Source organism: Micromonospora sp. CA-269861 (genome assembly GCF_050948505.1).
Lineage (GTDB): Bacteria > Actinomycetota > Actinomycetes > Mycobacteriales > Micromonosporaceae > Micromonospora.
Genome location: NZ_CP192014.1, coordinates 1,966,294 through 1,984,476, shown reverse-complemented (window position 1 = coordinate 1,984,476; position 18,183 = coordinate 1,966,294). Strand labels below are relative to the sequence as shown.

Annotated in this window: 13 protein-coding genes; 3 read left to right on the top strand and 10 right to left on the bottom strand. The window is 69.6% G+C overall.

The annotated features are described in order from the left end of the window. Window positions 1-217 precede the first annotated feature (217 nt). Complete coding sequence (locus ACQP0U_RS09145; protein ID WP_433317475.1) at window positions 218-1,243, top strand: LacI family DNA-binding transcriptional regulator; 1,026 nt, start codon at window positions 218-220, stop codon at window positions 1,241-1,243. A gap of 75 nt (window positions 1,244-1,318) precedes the next feature. Then, window positions 1,319-2,272 (top strand): family 43 glycosylhydrolase, encoded by a 954-nt coding sequence (locus ACQP0U_RS09140; RefSeq protein WP_433317473.1) that lies wholly within the window; start codon window positions 1,319-1,321, stop codon window positions 2,270-2,272. A 55-nt stretch (window positions 2,273-2,327) separates the two neighbouring features. Here ACQP0U_RS09140 and ACQP0U_RS09135 read toward each other — a convergent pair whose 3' ends face one another. The 6 genes from ACQP0U_RS09135 to ACQP0U_RS09110 form a co-directional block, all read right to left on the bottom strand. Next, window positions 2,328-4,721, bottom strand: a complete 2,394-nt coding sequence (locus ACQP0U_RS09135) for an RICIN domain-containing protein (protein WP_433317471.1) — start codon at window positions 4,719-4,721, stop codon at window positions 2,328-2,330. An 80-nt stretch (window positions 4,722-4,801) separates the two neighbouring features. Beyond that, a complete protein-coding gene (locus ACQP0U_RS09130; protein ID WP_433317469.1) occupies window positions 4,802-5,653 on the bottom strand; it encodes a sugar phosphate isomerase/epimerase family protein in 852 nt (283 codons plus the stop codon). 6 nt (window positions 5,654-5,659) lie between these two features. Next, complete coding sequence (locus ACQP0U_RS09125; RefSeq protein WP_433317467.1) at window positions 5,660-6,841, bottom strand: substrate-binding domain-containing protein; 1,182 nt, start codon at window positions 6,839-6,841, stop codon at window positions 5,660-5,662. Window positions 6,842-6,854: 13 nt separating this feature from the next. Continuing rightward, window positions 6,855-7,838, bottom strand: a complete 984-nt coding sequence (locus tag ACQP0U_RS09120) for an ABC transporter permease (protein WP_433317465.1) — start codon at window positions 7,836-7,838, stop codon at window positions 6,855-6,857. 2 nt (window positions 7,839-7,840) lie between these two features. Further along, window positions 7,841-8,812, bottom strand: a complete 972-nt coding sequence (locus ACQP0U_RS09115) for an ABC transporter permease (RefSeq protein WP_433317463.1) — start codon at window positions 8,810-8,812, stop codon at window positions 7,841-7,843. Further along, the gene (locus ACQP0U_RS09110) at window positions 8,809-10,320 is read right to left on the bottom strand and encodes a sugar ABC transporter ATP-binding protein (protein ID WP_433317462.1); all 1,512 of its coding nucleotides are present in this window, start codon (window positions 10,318-10,320) and stop codon (window positions 8,809-8,811) included. The genes ACQP0U_RS09115 and ACQP0U_RS09110 overlap by 4 nt, the downstream gene beginning before the upstream one ends. Window positions 10,321-10,843: 523 nt before the next feature. On the opposite strand from ACQP0U_RS09110, the gene ACQP0U_RS09105 reads away from it, so the two are divergent. Beyond that, window positions 10,844-14,392, top strand: a complete 3,549-nt coding sequence (locus ACQP0U_RS09105; protein ID WP_433317460.1) for a ThuA domain-containing protein — start codon at window positions 10,844-10,846, stop codon at window positions 14,390-14,392. An 89-nt stretch (window positions 14,393-14,481) separates the two neighbouring features. On the opposite strand, the gene ACQP0U_RS09100 is transcribed toward ACQP0U_RS09105, so the two are convergent. The 4 genes from ACQP0U_RS09100 to ACQP0U_RS09085 are packed head-to-tail and all read right to left on the bottom strand — an operon-like array spanning window position 14,482 to window position 18,129. After that, window positions 14,482-15,474, bottom strand: coding sequence for an aldo/keto reductase (locus ACQP0U_RS09100; protein ID WP_433317458.1), 993 nt, complete (start codon window positions 15,472-15,474; stop codon window positions 14,482-14,484). After that, complete coding sequence (locus tag ACQP0U_RS09095; protein ID WP_433317456.1) at window positions 15,471-16,349, bottom strand: amidohydrolase family protein; 879 nt, start codon at window positions 16,347-16,349, stop codon at window positions 15,471-15,473. The genes ACQP0U_RS09100 and ACQP0U_RS09095 overlap by 4 nt, the downstream gene beginning before the upstream one ends. After that, a complete protein-coding gene (gene kduD / locus ACQP0U_RS09090; protein ID WP_433317454.1) occupies window positions 16,346-17,107 on the bottom strand; it encodes a 2-dehydro-3-deoxy-D-gluconate 5-dehydrogenase KduD in 762 nt (253 codons plus the stop codon). Before kduD ends, ACQP0U_RS09095 begins: the two co-directional genes overlap by 4 nt. Beyond that, the gene (locus tag ACQP0U_RS09085) at window positions 17,104-18,129 is read right to left on the bottom strand and encodes a zinc-dependent alcohol dehydrogenase (RefSeq protein WP_433317452.1); all 1,026 of its coding nucleotides are present in this window, start codon (window positions 18,127-18,129) and stop codon (window positions 17,104-17,106) included. Before ACQP0U_RS09085 ends, kduD begins: the two co-directional genes overlap by 4 nt. Between the last annotated feature and the right edge of the window lie 54 nt (window positions 18,130-18,183).

Below are 18,183 nucleotides of genomic sequence, written 5' to 3'. Positions count from 1 at the left end.
CCATCGAAGGCACCTCTGGATGCACCAGAAGTGGTCGCTAAACTGATTTAGCAGAGCATGCGCGCGGCACGGGAAGCTGTCAAGGACAACTTGGCAACGGTGCGGAAACGTCGGGTTCACACCACGCCGACGTGACCGGCGCTGGATCCCGGACGGCGACGCATCATGATGGGCAGGAGCGGCGCGCCTGTGGCACCGCGCCTGATTCGGAGGACTGATGGGCCGCAACAGAGCAACACTCGCCGACGTCGCGCGCCGAGCCGGGCTGTCCAAGACCGCCGCGTCGATGGTGCTCAACGGCAGGGAGGGCACCCGCCTCTCGGCCGAGGCGCACCAGCGGGTGTTCGCCGCCGCCGAGGAACTCGGCTACCGGCCCAACCTCGCCGCGCGCAGCCTGCGCACCCGGAAGACGGCCACCATCGCGTTCGTCTCCGACATCGTGGCCACCACCCGGTTCGCCGGCGACCTCATCCGCGGCGCCCTCGACGCGGCCCGCGAACGGGACCACGTCCTGCTCATCACCGAGACGCAGGGCGACGCCACCTTCGAGCAGTACGCCATCGAGGCCGTCCTGGACCGGCAGGTCGACGGGGTGATCTACGCGGCGATGGCGACCCGGCGGCTGACGGTGCCACCGGCCATCCTCGGCGGCCCGGTGGTGCTGCTCAACGCCACGAGCCCCGACGGTCTGCCCAGCGTTGTCCCCGACGACGAGGGGGCCGGCCGCTCCGTCGCCACCGCCCTGCTGGAGCTGGGCCACCGCGACGCGATCGCGCTGATCGGCCGCAACCGACTCAAGGAGGACGACCCGGAGGTCTCGCTCGCCGCCCGCGCCCGCCTGCACGGCATCCGGCAGGCGCTGGACGAGGCGGACGTCAACCTCCTGGCCGAGTGTTTCTGCACCGAGTGGTTGCCCGAGCACGGTTACGCCGCCATGCGCAGCCTGCTGAGCAAGCCGAAGCGACCCAGCGCGATCATCTGCATGAACGACCGGCTGGCCTTCGGCGCGTACCAGGCACTCGGCGAGGCCGGGCTGACCGTCCCGGAGGACATCTCGGTCATCTCGTTCGACGACGACCCGATCGCCGCCTGGTTGCGCCCCAGCCTGGCCACCACGGCGCTGCCGCACGAGCAGATGGGACGACGCGCTGTCGAGCTGCTCCTGGACGGGGGCGCCGCCGAGCCCTCGCTCGTTCCGATGCCGCTGCGCCGACGCCGGTCCCTCGCACCTCCGGCGGGCTGACCGCCGGCCCTCCGACCCGTACCGTCGGACTGGCCTTCGCCGACGCTAAAACGGTTTAGTGCTAGGTTTCCGACCATGCTTCGCTTACCCGACCACTGGGTGTGGGACAGCTGGTACGCGCGGGACGACAACGGCCTCTGGCACGTGTTCTTCCTGCGCGCGTCCCGTGCCCTGCACGACCCGCACCGCCGCCACCGCCGGGCCAGCATCGGCCACGCCGTCTCGGCGGACCTGCGTTCGTGGCGCCTGCTCGCCGACGCCGTGGTCCCCGCCGACGCGCCCCGCTGGGACGACCTGGCGACCTGGACGGGCTGCACGGTCCGCGGGCCGGACGGACGGTGGTACCTGTTCTACACAGGGGTCGGTCGCGCCGAGGACGGGCTCGTCCAACGCATCGGACTGGCGGTCTCCGACGACCTGACGACCTGGCACCGGCACGGCACCGAGCCGGTCGTCCAGGCCGACCCCACCTGGTACGAGCTGCTGGACAAGGACCTCTGGTACGAGCAGGCGTGGCGTGACCCCTGGGTGTTCCCCGACCCGGACGGCGAGGGTTGGCACATGCTCATCACCGCCCGTGCGAACACCGGGCCGGCGAACACCCGTGGCGTCGTCGGCCACGCCACCTCCACCGACCTCGTCACCTGGACCGTCGCGCCACCGCTGTCGACGCCTGCCGGCTTCGGTCACCTCGAGGTGCCGCAGGTCGCGGTCCTCGACGGGCAGCCGCTGCTGCTGTTCTCCACCGATGCCACCGGCAGCGCTCGGCGCGACGACCACCGGATCTGGGTGGCGACCGGCGAGACCACCCTCGGGCCGTGGGACGTCGCGTCCGCCCAGCCGTTCGCGCACCCGCACCTGTACGCGCCACGGCTGGTCCCCGGACCCGCCGACGACTGGTCGCTCATCGGTTTCCTCGACCACGTCGACGACACGTTCGTCGGGGAACTCACCGATCCCATCCCGGTCCGCTACCAGCACTCGACCGGGCTGATCGTGGACCCGGCGCGGACGACCGACCAGCGGTGACCACGGTCCGGGCTGGGGCGGTGACACCCCAGCCCGGACCGTGGACGGCGCTACCTCAGCTCCGCAGCTGCCACTGCTGGTTGGTGCCACCGGTGCAGGACCAGAGGATCAACTTCGTGCCGTTCGCCGTCGCGGCGCCGTTGGCGTCCAGGCAGAGACCCGACTGCGCTCCCGTGATCGTGCCGTTGGCGTTGATGTTCCACTGCTGGTTGGACTGACCGTTGCAGTCCCAGATCACCACAGTGGTGCCGTTGGTGGTGCCCTGGCCCGAGGCGTCCAGGCACTTGGTGCCGTACACCATGAGCTGCCGGCTGGCGGTGGAGGTCCACCGCTGGTTCGCGGCGCCGCTGATGCAGTCCCAGATCTGGGCCTGCGTGCCGTTGGTAGTGCTGGAGTTGCCGATCTCGGCGCACCGGCCCGACTGGACGCCCACGATCTGCACGTTCTGCGGGTTGGTGCTGCCGCCGCCCTGCACGCCAGCCGCGTTGATCACCGTCTGCGCGCCCGACGGCCAACTGCCGTTGCTGACCGTGACGTTGCTGTTGACCACGTTGCCGCGGTCGCCGTTCGTCACGTTCGTGCTGTTGTTCGTCGACCAGTTGCTGGTGACGGTGAAGTTGCCCATGTTCTCCGCGTACCAGTAGTTGGCGGTGGCCCAGGTGCCGGTGGAGGAGAACACGTTGTTGCGGGCGGTGTAGTAGCGGGAACCCTCGTCGAAGTAGAGGCCGAACCAGCCGTTGGTCCGCAGGCAGTAGTTCTGGTTGATGGTCCCGCCGGGGTTCGCCGACAGCGTGTAGATGCAGCCGCCGTCGGTCATCTGCTGCATGACGTCGTGCACGTAGTTGCCGATGACCTGGTTGTTGGCCGCGGTGGTCGCCGTCGTGTAGCGCGGCTGGTAGTTGTACAACCCGCGGTTCGCGTAGTGCTGGCTGCCGCCGGCGTCGTTGGCACCCCAGCCGTACCCGACCGACAGACCGGTGTACGGCATGTTGTAGACCTCGTTGTACGAGACCATCGCCGTGTTCACGTAGGTGGTCAGGATCGAGACTACGCCCCGGTACTCCAGGCCAAGGTCGTGCACCCGGTTGTTGCTGATGGTGATGTTGCGGTTGACCATCCGCTGGTCACTGGGGTGGTGGGCGTCGGCGCGTACGCCACCGACCACGATGCCGCCGGCGGAGTTACGGGCGATCTCGGAGCGGGTGACGGTGATGTTGCTGGCGCCCAGGCCGACACCGCTGGCGTGGGCGTTGGCGTCGTTGCCGATGCCGATCGCCGTCTGCCCGAGGTTGACGAACTGGGAGTCGCCGAAGGTGATGGTGTTGGCCGCGGAGACCTGCACGGCGGCGGGCATCTGGTTCCAGTTCGGCCGGGTGGCCTCGAACTGGGGGCAGCCGGCCTGGCAGGAGGTCAGCGCGTCGGACGGACGGGACCAGGTGCCGGTGATGTGTGCGCCGGTCTGCTGGTCGGCGAAGCCGTTGCTGCTGCTCGGGCCGAGCCAGCTGGTGCCGGTGAAGGTGATGCCGCTGAACGAGATGTGATGCGCCGGCGCGTCGAGGGTGCCGCCGACGTTGACCAGGGACTGCAACTGCGGCAGCTCGACGCTGACGGAGCTCATGTTCTGCCCGGCGAGGGGGATGTAGTTGAGCTGGCCGTTGCCCGGGTTGAGATACCACTCCCCCGCCGAGTCCAGGAACTCGTACGCGTTGGTCAGGTAGAAGGGGCCGGCGCGGTGCGGGCTGGAGAGGGTGTCGAACCCGAAGGTGTTGTTGTTCCACGCGGGCTGCTGCATCGTCAGGAAGTTTCCGCTGATGCTCTGCACCGGCGAGTACCTGTCGGTGAACGAGCCGACGCTCTCCACCTCGACCCGGCTCTGGTTGCCGAGGTTGTTGAGGTAGTTGAGCGCGCTGTTGGTGAACCGCATGCCGGACGTCGTGAAGGTGAAGTCGGACCGGTTCACGGCGGTGCGCGCCCGCGTGGCGACGGCCCCGTTGACGTAGAGCTGACGGGAGTCGAGCCCGGCGCCGACGTTGGCACGCCAGATGTTCTTCCCGGAGTCGACGAGCGACCAACCGGTGACCGCCCGGGCGCCGGTGATGGTCGGACGTGCGCCGGAGGCCGCCCGCCAGATCACCTGGTAGCCGTTGTTGCCCGAGTCGGCGGCGGTGAACCGCAGCGGCGACGAGAGCCGGTACACGCCGTTCGCCAACTCCACGACGATGTCACCGGACATCGCGCTGTTGATCGCCCGCACCGCGGTCTGTGCGGCGGTCAGCGAACACGGTTGGCTGGCGGAACAGGCGGTGCCGGTGCCGGAGGGCGACGCGTAGAGGGTGGTGGTGGCCGCGAGGGCCGGGGACGCCGAGGCGGTCACCGCGACCACTGCGGTCACCGCTGTGGTGGCGGCGCCGGCCAGCAGTCGGCGCAGCGACGGAATGGACGAGAACACGGGACGGTGCTCCTGACGTGTGAACGGGGTGGGGGTCGGCGAACGGCCTCGACGAGCGCGGGGGTGGCGGCTCGGGGCGGTTATCCGAGGATCTCCCGGAGGTAGCGCAGGCCGTCCGTGGCGAGACGGTCCTGGGAGGGGGCCAAGGGACGCCAGATCGACGCGGCGGTGGCGATGGTCTCGTTCTCCGCCGTGAATGACTCGATGCAGATCGCGCCCTGGTAGCCGGTGTCCCGCAGAACGGTGAAGAAGCGGGGCCAGTCGAAGTGGTCAGCACCGGGGGCGCCCCGGTCGGTGCCGCTGACCTGCACGTGCTTGATGTGCCGGCCGGCGACGGCGAGGGCCGCGTAGGGGTCGGCCTCTTCGATGTTCATGTGGTAGGTATCGATCATGATGCCGACGTTCGGCGGGAGCCCGTCGATCAGCTCGACGGTCTGCTCGATGGTGTTGACGACGCTCGTCTCGTAGCGGTTCAACGCCTCGACACCGATGCTCACGCCCAACTCGCCGGCCCGCTCGGCCACCGGCGTCAGGGCCCGCCGGAAATCCGCGTAGCAGGCCGCGCGAGCCGTCGGCGACATCCGCCAGGTGCGGCCGACCGAGGCGTACGCGGGACCGCCGACGCATCCAGCGCCGACGGCCGCCGCGCTCGCCACGCAGCCCATGAGGTACGCCACCGTCGACTCGACGACCGCCGGTGCGGCGTCGACGAGTTCCCGCCCCGGCGGGGTGACCGCGCAGACGCCTGCCGCGACGAGGCCGTGCTCCGCCAACAGGTCCCGGGTACGGATCGGGTCCCAGTCGCCGGGCTGCTCGATCGGCAGTTCGACAGCGTCGAAGCCGAACGCGGCGATCCGCGGAATCAGCTCGGCCAGGGCCTTGTCGTCGACCGGCGAGGCCCAGACCCAGGGGTTGACGCCGATGGCGTACATCGGGCTCTACTTCCAGCGCTGCGGGTAACCGGGCAGGTCGGTGCAGCCGCACATCGCGTAGTGCAGCGGCGGCATGCCCGCGTCGAGGTACTGGTCCAGGTTGTCCTGGGTGACCGTCGGCTGCGGCAGCTTCCACGGGTTGGACACCTGCTGGCCGTCGAGGATCCGCAGCGCCGCGATGATCGGCGTACGCCACTGGTAGGTCGGGTAGGTCGGCGCGATCGCGGTGAGCTGCTTGTCCTTCCAGATCTTCAGGAAGTCGAGCTGGTCCTCACCGTTCATCGGCGGAACGGGCTTGCCCGCGTCCTGGAACGCCTCGACCGCCGCGACGGCCACCGCTCCGGCGTCCATCCAGACCCCGTCGATCGTGCCGTACCGCTGGATGTAGTCGTCGACGATCTTCTTGGTCTTGGCCGGATCACCGTCGGTGAACTCGACGCCGACGACGTCGACCTTCGCCTTGTCGAACGCCACCTTCGCCGCCGACCAGCGGGTCTCCAGGACGTCGACACCGGGCAGGATCCGCAGGGCGAGCACCTTGCCGCCGGGCTTCATCTTCTGGCTGACGAACTCGGCCCCGACGTGACCGAACCCGTAGCCGCCGATGGGGTTGATGAACGTCACCGGGCACTTCGTGTTGACCCCACGGTCGAAGACGACGACCGGCAGCCCGGCCTTGCACGCCGCCTCGACGGCCGGGGTGAGCGTGGCGGTGGTGTTCGGCGAGACGATGAGCGCGTCGCAGCCCTTGCCGAGCAGGTCGTTGATGTCCGCGATCTGCTTCTGGTCCTTGCCCTCGGCGTCGACGTGCACGAACTCCTTGATCCGGCTCTTCTGCGCCTCGACCTCCGCCTGCATGGTCTTGAACCCGACCTGCCGCCAGGGGTTGTTCAGGGCCGCGTTCGAGAAGCAGATCTTGTGTGGGCCGTTCTTCTTGAACTTGGCGGTGTCGACCATCGCCGGGTTGAGCACCTGCTCCCACGGCTTGTCGGCCGGGCCCGTCGGTGCCGCGTCGAGCAGCGCCAGCTCGGCGTCGTAGTCGGCCTGCACGAAGAACTTCGACTGCTCTCCGGTGCCGGCCCCGGCGGCCGATGCACTCCCCGACGGGCTCGCTACCGGCTCGTCGGTGGAACAGGCGGCCATGGACAGCAGGGTGACAGCGGCAAGCGCCGCCATGGAACGTCGCACTATGGTTTCCCCTTTATCTCGACGAAGAACGCGTTGCCGAGACCGCCACGGCGAGCAGGATGATCGCGCCCTGGACGGTCGACCTGAGGGCGCCGGAGACGCCGTAGAAATTCATGAGAGCGAACAGCAGTTCGAGGGTCAGCGCGCCGAGCATCGCCCCGACGACCGCGCCACGCCCCCCGCCGAGCGCCACCCCACCGAGGACGACAGCGGTGATCGCACCGAACTCCAGGCCCGCACCGGCCTGGAACGACACACCGCTGTACCCGCCCAGGAGGATCGCCGCCACCGCCGCCGCGAGCCCGCTGAGGATGAAGGCGAAGGTCCGGGTACGCCACACCCGTACGCCGCTCAGCTCGGCGGTGCGCGGGTTGTCGCCGACGGCGACAAGCGTCCGACCGAAGTCGGACCGCATCAGCAGCACGGCCGCCACCGCCAGGACCACGAGGACCACCAGCGCGTACGGCACGCGGCCCAGCACCGGCACGTCCTCGAAGGCCCGCCGGCCGAACCGTCGGAACTCCTCGGAGAGCCCGCCCTTCGGAGCGCCGTCGGACCACAGGTAGACCGCGCCCACGAGGATCAGGAACATGCCGAGGGTGGTGATGAACGACGGCACCCGCAGCCGTGTCGTGATCAGGCCGTTGACCAGCCCGACAAGTGCTCCGAAGGCGAGCAGGAGCAGCACCACCGGCCAGGTACGTGCCGGGTCGCTGTCGATCAGCCGGGCCGCGACGACCACCTGCGCGGTGACCAGGGACCCGACCGAGAGGTCGAACTCACCGGACACGATCACGAAGTACTGACCGGCGGCGAGCAGGATGATCGGCGCCGAACGGCCGAGGAAGGACATCAGCGACGGCGGTGCCAGGAAGTCAGGCTGCCGAATACCGACGAGCACCAACAGCACCGCGAGAATCGCGACGATCGGCAGGACACCACCGGGGCGCACCCGCGGCAGGCGCAGCGGCAGGGAACGGGGCTGGACGGTCTGCATGGCTAGGCCGCCTTTCGCATTGCCCTGCGGGCGTAGACGGCGACCGCGGCGATGATGATGACGCCCCGGATCACCTGCTTGAAGAAGGCGTCGACCTCGAGCTGGTTGAAGATGGCGTCGATGCTGGCGAGCAGCAGCACCCCGCCGACCGTGCCGACGACACCGCCGCGCCCACCGGCGAGGGCGGTTCCGCCGATCACCACCGCGGCGATCGACTCCAGGTCGTAGAGGCCCTCGGTGCCGACGCGCGGGGCGCCCGAACCGAGCCGACTGGCGAGGTAGATGCCGGCGAGCCCCGCGCACATCGAGCACAGGACGTGCGCGGTGACGAGAACCCGGTCGTTGCGGACACCGGAGAGCCGGGCCACCTCCGGATCCCCGCCGACGGCGACCAGGTGGTGGCCGAAGCGGGTCCGCGAGAGCGCGAACCAGGCCGCCGCTGTCACCGCTACCAACAGCAGGAACGACACCGGCACCGGCCCGATGCGCTGGTAGCCGAGCGACTGCACGAGCGAGGGTGCGGTGGTGCCGGCCGGGCCGTCGTAGCCGTTGTCGAGGTAACCCTTGAGCAGCAGCCCGACGCCGAGGGTCGCGATGAACGCGTTGACCCGGAACCTGGTGACGAGGAGGCCGTTGAGCAGCCCGACACCGGCGCTGACGACGAGCACCAGGCCGATCGCCGGCAGCACCGCGCCATCGCTGCCGTTCATCGTCTCGGCCGCGACCAGGGTGCTGAGGCTGATCACGTACGCCACCGAGAGGTCGAGTGACCCGCCCAGGATGACCAGGGTCTGGCCGACCGCGACCAGCCCGAGGCCGGCGGCGACGTGCAGCAGGCTCACGGTGGTGGACTGGTTGAAGAGCTGACCACCGTCGAGCAGAACGACCAGCCAGCCGACCGTCAGGGTCAGTGTCAGGGCCACGAAGACGCCCGGTACGGGACGCCGGGCCGGCAGTAGCGACACAGCGCTCATGCCGCGGCCTGCCGCGTGGTACCGACCGCCAGCGCGACGACCTCCTCCTCGGTCGCGCCGGCGGGCAGCTCGCCCGCGACGTGGCCGTCCCGCATGACGACGATCCGGTCACTCATCCCCAGCAGCTCCGGTAGATCGGACGAGATCATCAGCACGGCCGCGCCATCACGGGCGAGGCGGCGGACGAGGTCGTGGATGGCGGACTTCGCGCCCACGTCGATGCCCCGGGTCGGCTCGTCGAAGAGCAGGATCCGTGGGTTCAGCGCGAGCCATCGGGCCAGCACGACCTTCTGCTGGTTGCCCCCGGACAGAAAGCGGATCTCCTGGTCGTCGCCGGCGGAGCGGACCTCCACGGCGGCCAGCAACTCGCGCACCCGCACGGTCCTTGCCGCACGGCCGGACCGAGCGGCGAAGACGGCCCGGCTGGCGAGCAACGCGTTGTCGAGCACCGACTGCCGGGGGACGATCCCCTCGCCCTTGCGGTCCTCGGTGACGTAGGCGATGCCGGCCCGCATCGCGGTGCGCGGTGAGCGCAGTCGGACCGGCCGATCGTCGAGTGTGACGTCGCCGGTCGTGAACGGCGACACCCCGAAGATCGCACGGGCCAGTGCCGACCGCCCGGAGCCCTGCAGGCCGCCGATGCCGAGCACCTCGCCGGCGCGCAACTGGAGGTTGACGTCCCGCAGCTTGCGGTTTCCCGCGTCGCGAAGGTTGAGTCGCACCGGGCCCCGGTCCTCGGGTGCGGCCCGGTCGGGGTAGTAGCTGGACAGCTCCCGGCCGACCATGTGCCGCACCAACTCGTCGGCGGTGGTGTCCGCGGTGTCCACGGTGGTGACCCGACGGCCGTCCTTGAGAACGGTGATCCGGCCGGACAGGTCGAAGACCTCGGCGAGCCGGTGCGAGACGTACAGCAGCCCGATGCCCCGCTCCTGGAGCCTGCGTACCAGCCCGTAGAGCAACTCGACCTCGTGGTCGGCCAGGGCGGCGGTCGGCTCGTCCATGATGAGCAGCCGCGCGTCCAGGGCGAGCGCCTTGGCGATCTCGACGACCTGCTGCTGCGCGACGCCCAGCTGCCCCACCCGGGCGTCGGCCGGCAACGTGGTCTCACCGATCGAGGCGAGCAGCTGCGCGGTGCGGTCGAGCATCCCCCGACGATCGACGAGCCCCCGACGGACCGGCTCGTGCCCCAGGTAGACGTTCTCCGCGACAGTGCGCTCCGGGAGCAGATTGAACTCCTGGTGGATGATGCCGATGCCGGCCCGCTGCGCGTCGCGCGGACCACGGAACGTGCGCGACGCACCGGCGAACTCGACAGTGCCCCCGTCCGGGGCGTACCCGCCGGAGACGATCTTCATGAGGGTCGACTTGCCGGCGCCGTTCTCACCGACCACGGCGTGCACCTCGCCCGGGGCGACCTCGAGGTCGACACCGTCGAGAACGCGGACCCCGAGGAAGGACTTGCCGATGCCCCGAAGGGTGAGTAGCGGCACCGGCCGTGGGTCTGACATCCCGAAAGCCCTCACAGATAGTAGTTATTGATAGAACTCAATGCCACACTACGGCGACTTTGAAGCGCTGGACATCAAACTTTCGTAGGAACAGCGATGGCTTACGTTCGCGTGTCGAAAACATTCCCTTGACATCGATGAAACATCACACGTATGAAGATAGATGTTTGGATGCGGGTCCGCAATCCTCGATCAAGCCCGACTGCCAGGTCGGGCCGGGATCGACAGGCGGCGCCGCAGCGAGGGAGCCGGGCACGGCCGCCGTCCACCGGGCAGGACGTCGGATGTTACTTCGTGGATTGACAGTCATCGATTGCTAGCTCATCCTGACCTCGTGGCCCACGGGACGAGAACCACAGCCACCGTCACGCTGTGTGACGTCCCGCAGGTCTGACTGCCGTTTCGGCGAACGGCATGAGGACAGACCAGCGCGCCCGTGTCCCCTCACGTGTCCAGGGTCAACCTGACGCGTCGCAGGACCCGTGGTCGCACATCCCTACGCCCGCCCAACCTAGGAGACGGCATGCGTCGTAACACATTGCTCATCTCGGTGATCGCCGGCCTGTTACTGGCGCTCGGACTCGCCCCACCCGCGTCGGCGGCCCCGGCCTTCCGCGCCCTGGTGTTCAGCAAGACCACCGGCTACCGGCACGACTCGATCCCCGCCGGGATCAGCATGCTCCAACAGCAGGCCACCGCGAACAACTTCGAGGTGGTGGCGACCGAGGACTCGAGCGTCTTCACCGCGTCCAACCTGGCGACCTTCGACGTGATCGTCATGCTCCAGACCTCCGGCATGGTCTGGACCTCGACGGCGCAGCGCCAGGCGGTGGAGGGTTACCTCGCCAGCGGCAAGGGCATCGTCGCCATCCACAACGCCACCGACATGGGCATCGAGTCTGAGTACCCGTGGTGGGACCAGACCATCAACGGCGGCGCCCACATGCCCGAGCACTCCCCCGGCGTGCTGCAGGGCACCGCCATCGTCGCCGACAAGAAGCACCCGTCGACGGCCAGCCTGCCGGATCGGTGGACCCGCAGCGAGGAGTGGTACAACTTCGACGCCAACCCGCGCGGCAAGGTGCACGTCCTGGTGACCGCCGACGAGCGCACCTACAACCCGGGGTCGCGGGCGATGGGCCCGGACCACCCGATCTCCTGGTGTCGCGACACCGGTGGCGGGCGGGTGTGGGCCACCGCGATGGGCCACGCGATCGCCTCCTACAGCGAGACGAACTTCCAGAACCACGTCCTCGGTGGCATCAAGTGGGCCGCCGGTAACGCCGCCGGCGACTGCGGCGGCACCGTCTGGGGCAACTTCGAGAAGCGCACCCTGGACGACAACACCGTCGACCCGATGGCGATGGCCGTCGCCCCGGACGGGCGTGTGTTCTACGCCCAGCGCGGCGGGCAACTGAAGATCTTCAAGCCCTCCACCAACAGCACTGTCACCGCCGGCACCCTGAGCGTCTACACCGGCGGTGAGGACGGCCTCACCGGCATGGCGCTGGACCCCAACTTCGCCACCAACGGTTACGTGTACCTGTACCACTCGCCGGCGAGCAGCTCGACCGACGTCAACCGCGTCTCCCGCTACACCATGAGCGGTGACACGCTGAACACGTCGAGCGGTGTCACGATCATCGACATCCCCGCGTACCGGGACCGGACGTTCCCCGAGCCCGGCCACACCGGCGGGTACATCGAGTTCGGTCCGGACGGCAACCTCTACATCGGCACCGGCGACGACACGCCCCCGAACCTCGACCCCAACTGGCAGGGCTACGCCCCGCTGGACTGGCGCTCCGGCAAGTCCAACCTGGACGCGGCCCGGACCGCGGGCAACACCAACGACCTGCGCGGCAAGCTGCTGCGCATCCGCCCCGGAGCCAGCGGCAGTTACACCATCCCGAGCGGCAACCTCTACCCCCAGGGCACAGCGCAGACGAAGCCGGAAATCTACGCGATGGGCTTCCGCAACCCGTTCCGTTTCTCGATCGACGCGGCCACCGGCTGGGTCTACCTGGCCGACTACGGACCGGACCGCAACCCGCCGACCACCAACCGGGGCCCCGAGGGCCTGGTCGAGCTCAATGTGATCAAGACGCCCGGCAACTACGGCTGGCCGTTCTGCCACGGCGACAACCAGCCGTACGCGCCGTTCAACCCCGACACCGGCGTCGTCGGCTCAAAGTTCAACTGCTCGTCGCCGGTCAACAACTCCCCCAACAACACCGGCCTGACCAGCTTGAAGCCGATCGTCGCACCGAACATGTGGTACGGCTACGGCACCTCGCCGACCTTCCCGGAGCTCGGCTCCGGCGGCTCCGCGCCGATGGGTGGGCCGGTCTACCGGTACGACGCGTCCAACCCGTCCGCGACGAAGTTCCCGCCCTACTACGACGGCGTGCACTTCTTCTACGAGTGGTCGCGCAGCTACGTCAAGGAGGTGCACTTCGACTCCTCCTCGGCGGTGACCCGCACCAACCCGTTCCTGCCCGGCGGTGGGTTCAACAAGCCGATGGACATGGAGTTCGGTAAGGACGGCTCGCTCTACCTGCTGGAGTGGGGCACCAACTTCGGTGGCGGCAACAGCGACTCCGGGCTCTACCGGATCGACTACATCCAGGGCGGCCGGTCACCGATCGTCAAGGCCACCGGTACGCCCACCAGTGGCACCTCGCCGCTCACCGTCCAGTTCAGCAGTGCGGGCACGTCCGACCCGGACGGCAACGCGCTGAGCTACCAGTGGACGTTCGGCGACGGCACCACCTCCACGGCGGCCAACCCGTCCAAGGTGTACACCTCCAACGGGAACTACACGGCCCAGTTGAAGGTCACCGACAACACAGGTAAGACGGGCTTCGCCAACGTCCAGATCACCGTCGGCAACAGCGCGCCGGTGGTCACCATCACCACCCCGCCCAACGGAGGCATGCTCACCTTCGGTGACAAGGTGTCGTACCAGATCACCGTGACCGACCCGGACGGCGGCACCGTCGACTGCTCGAAGGTGATCCTCAACCCGGCGCTGGGTCACGACGACCACGCACACGAGACCACCGAGTACCCCGGCTGCTCGGGCACCATCTCCACCGACCTGCTCGGCGGCCACCCGGACGGCGCGAACCTGTTCTACGTGCTGAACGCCCGGTACACCGACAGCGGTGGCGCGGGGGGCGCGGCCCCACTCACCGGCACCGCACAGGTGATCCTCCAACCGAAGCACAAGCAGGCCGAGTACTTCAGCAGCCAGTCCGGCATCCGGGTCGTGGACCAGTCGGCGGCGGAGAGCACCAAGCGCGTCGGTGACATCTCCAACAACGACTGGATCGCGTTCAGCCCGATGAGCCTGTCGGGCATCTCCACGGTCAGCTACCGGCTGTCGTCACCGTCCGGTGGCGGCTCCATCGAGCTGCGGTCCGGCTCGCCCACCGGGACGCTGCTGGCCACGACCACGGTGCCCAGCACCGGAGGTTGGGACAACTACCAGTCCACGACGCCGGTGAGCGTTGCCGCGAGCAGCGGGACGCAGACGCTCTACATGGTGTTCAAGGGCAGCAGCAACAACTGGTTCGACCTCGACTCGCACACCTTCGGCGGAAACGGCGTCGGTACACCCAGCACCGGCGGTGGTGGCCTGGCGGGGAAGACCTACACGGTCACGGCCCAGCACAGCAGCAAGCTGATGGACGTCAGTGGTGTCTCCACCGCCGACGGCGCCCAGATCACCCAGTGGGCGTCCACCGGCGGCAACAACCAGAAGTGGCAGGCGGTCGACGCCGGCAACGGCGCGCTCTACCTGAAGGCGGTACACAGCGGCAAGTGCGTCGAGGTGGTCGGCAGCTCCACCGCGGCGGGTGCCTTCCTCCAGCAGGCCACCTGCAACAACGGCAACCAGCAGAAGTTCACCGCCACCGCGACCGGAACCTCCGGCGTGTACACGGTGAAGAGCGTGCTGAGCGGTCTCTGCGTGGACGTCAACGGCGCCGCCACCACCGACGGCGCCCGGCTGTTGCAGTGGACCTGCCACAGCGCCGCCAACCAGCAGTGGCGGTTCACCGCGGTGTGACCCCACGGCTGTCGCGGTAACAGATGACGTCCCGGTCGGGACCGGTGTCCGAGAAACGGAGCCGGTCCCGGCCGGGACGTCGTCGTCGATCAGGCAGGCCGACCGGGCGGCGCCGCGAGCAGCCCGGCCGTCGCCAGGTCGTCCCACAACTCGTCCGGCACGACGATCCCCGACCGTCGCACCGTCTCGACCGCCTGCGCCTCGTTGCGGATCCCGACCACCGTCGACACCACGGCCGGGTGCCGGCGGACGAAGGCGAGGGCCGCCTGCGGCAGGGTCACCCCGTACGCCTCGCAGACCGTGGCGATCCGCCGCGCCCGCTCGATCACCTCCGGTGGGGCCTGCTGGTAGTTGTAGACGGCGTCGGCCGGCGGCCGGTCCCGCGACAGCAGCCCCGAGTTGTAGACGCCCGCGATGACCACGCCCACTCCCCGGTCCTCGGCGGCCGGCAGCAGGTCGGCGGCCGCGCCCTGTTCGAGCAGGGTGTAGCGCCCGGCGCACATCATCACGTCGACGTCGGTCTCCCGCACGAACCGCGCCAGCATCTCCGACTGGTTCATGCCGGCGCCGATCGCACCGACGACGCCCTGGTCCCGCAGGTCGATCAGGGCGGGGATGGCCTCACGCGCGGCAGGTTCCCAGTGGTCGTCCGGGTCGTGCAGGTAGACGATGTCGATCCGGTCCAGCCCGGTCCGGTCCAGGCTGGCCTCGATCGAGCGGAGCACGCCGTCGCGGCTGAAGTCCCACACCCGCCGGTGGGTCGCGGGCACGTCGAAGCCGTCGGAGTCCCGCAGATGCGCGTCCTGCGGCGACGGCACCAGGAGCCGGCCGACCTTCGTCGACACCACGTACTCGTCGCGCGGCCGTTGGCGCAGCGCCGCGCCGAGCCGGCGCTCGGACAGCCCGAGACCGTAGTGCGGCGCGGTGTCGAAGTACCTCACGCCCGCCTCCCACGCGGCGTCGACCGCTGCGGCGAACTCCTCGTCCGTCGTCGTCCGGTACAGGTTGCCACCCTGGGCCGCGCCGAAGCCCAGATCGGTGAGACGTACCTGCGGGCGGCGCGGCAGTGCGCGCGTCATCATGACGCCTCCAGCCCGTAGACGCGGCGTGCCGTCCCGCCCCAGACCGACGCCTGGTCGGCCCGGTCCTGACCGTCCAGCAGCTCGGCCAGGGTGTCGACCCACCGCTGGTAGGAACTGGCGAGCAGGCAGACCGGCCAGTCCGAGCCGAACATCAGGCGGTCCGGCCCGAACGCGTCGAGCGCGTCCGCGACGGCGGGTCGAAGGTCCCCCGTCGTCCAGTGCGGGAGCGGCACCTCGGTCACCAGCCCGGAGAGCTTCGCCGTCGTGTTGGGCGAGGCCGCCAACGACCGCAGGTCCCGGGTCCACTCCGCCATCTCCGGGCTGCCCAGCGCGGGCTTGCCCAGGTGGTCGAGGACGAAGCTCACCTCGGGCAGGTCGCGCGTGAGACGCGCGGCCATGGGGAGTTGGTGCTGGCGTACCAGCAGGTCGAAGACCAGGCCGGCGGCGCCCACCGCCGCGATGCCCCGACGGACGTCCGGGCGGTCCAGGTACGCCGGGTCGGTCTCGGACTGCACCAGGTGGCGGATGCCGACGAGGCGTTCCCCACCCCGTGCGGCCCGCAGACGGTCGAGGCGCTCGGTGACGTCGTCGGCGGTCAGGTCCACCCAGCCGACGACCCCACGGATCAGCGTGTCCTCGGCGGCAATGCCCAGCAGGTCCACAGTCTCCGTGTCGGAGGCGACGGACTGCACCACAACGGTCGCGGTGACCCCGGCCGCCCGAGCCGGCGGTGCGAGATCGGCGGGTTCGAAGTCGGCGTCGATGGCCGCCATGGTCACCGGGTCGATCCACGGCTGCGGGTGCCGTGCACGAACCCAGAGATGGTGGTGCGCGTCGACGATTCCGGCACGACCGGGCTCCTGTGCGCCCGTCATCGGCCCAGCCATCCGCCGTCGACGGGCAGCACGATGCCGTTGACGTAGTCCGACGCGGTCGACGCCAGGAACACCGTGGCACCGCCGAGATCGTCGGCCCGGCCCCACCGGCCGGCCGGGATCCGGCCGAGGATCGCCTGGTTGCGGTCCGGGTCGTCGCGCAGGGCCTGCGTGTTGTCGGTGGCGATGTAGCCGGGCGCGATGGCGTTGACGTTCACCCCGTGTGCCGCCCACTCGTTCGCCAGCGCCTTGGTGAGGCCGGCCACCCCCGACTTCGAGGCGGCGTAACCGGGGACGGTGATGCCGCCCTGGAAACTCAACAGCGACGCGGTGAAGATGATCTTCCCTCGGCCCCGCTCGACCATCGTCCGGCCGATCTCCCGGCTCAGGATGAACTGGCTGCTGAGGTTCACCTCGATCACGTGGTCCCACATCTCGTCCGGGTGCTCCGCGGCCGGGGTCCGGGCGATCGTGCCGCCGTTGTTCACCAGGATGTCGACCGGTCCGAGCGCGGTGATGTCGCGGGCCAGGCGGTGCACGGCCGTACGGTCGCCGAGGTCCGCCCGCAGCGCGGTGAAGCGGCGCCCGGTGGCGCGCACCCGACGTTCGACCTCGCTGCCCTCCGCTTCGAGCTGGGCGGAGACGCCCACGATGTCGGCACCGGCCAGGGCCAGGGCCTCGGCCATGGCGAGGCCGATACCGCGCCGCGCGCCGGTCACGACGGCGGTCTGGCCGGACAGGTCGAACAACGCCGTCACTTGGTGCCCTCCCGCACGTCGAGCAGCACCTTCATGACGCCGCCACCCTCCAGCGCCGCGAAGGCCGCGCCGGCCGCCTCGACCGGCTCGATCCGGGAGATCAGCTGCCGCGCCGGGATCGCACCCGAGGCGACCAACCGGATCGCCTCCACCATGTCGTCGCGCTGGTACAACCGGGCGCCGAGGAGTTCCAGCTCGCGCCAGAAGAACCGGTGCAGGTTGACCTCCCGGGGCTGGGGATGGATCGCCACCATGACCAGCCTCCCGCGAGTGGTCAGGACGTCGACCGCCGTGGTGACGCCGGCCGGCGAGCCGGACACCTCGAAGGCGATGTCGGCGCCCGCGCCATCGGTACGGTCGTTGACAAGCGCCACGACATCAGTCGATCGAGGGTCGACGGCCTCGATCCCGATTCCCCCGGCAACCTCGCGGCGGAACGGGTCCGGCTCGACGAGGAGCACACGCGCGCCTCGGCCCCGCGCGACGGTGGCGATGAGGACACCGACCGGTCCACCGCCGACCACGACCACCTGGTCGTCGGCTGACACGTTCCCCCGGCGTACGTCGTGCACCGCGACCGCCACCGGCTCGACGAGCGCCGCGTGGTCGAGGGGCAGCTCCTCCGGAAGCGGCAGGACCAGCTCCACCGGCACCGTCCAGGAGGACTGCATGGCACCCGGTGAGTCGATGCCGAGGAAGTTCATCGCGTGGCAGACGTGGGAGTTGCCCCGCTGGCAGGCCGCGCAGTGTCCGCAGGGCCGGGTTGGCATCACCGTGACAGGCTGACCGACGTTCCAGCCGGTCACGTCCTCGCCGACGGCCGCGATCCGCCCGGACATCTCGTGCCCGATGATCGCGGAGTCGCCAACCCGGGCGTCCATGTCGCCGCGGTAGATGTGCAGATCCGTACCGCAGATCCCGGTGTAGGCCACCTCGATCCGTACCTGGCCGCGGCCCGGTGGTTCCGGGTCGCGGTTCTCGATTCCGAGGTGTCGCGCTCCCCGGTAGACGACTGCCTTCATCGTTCCTCCGTCTCGACGGTCGGTACGTCGGTCGTGCCGACCGGGCATGGTCGT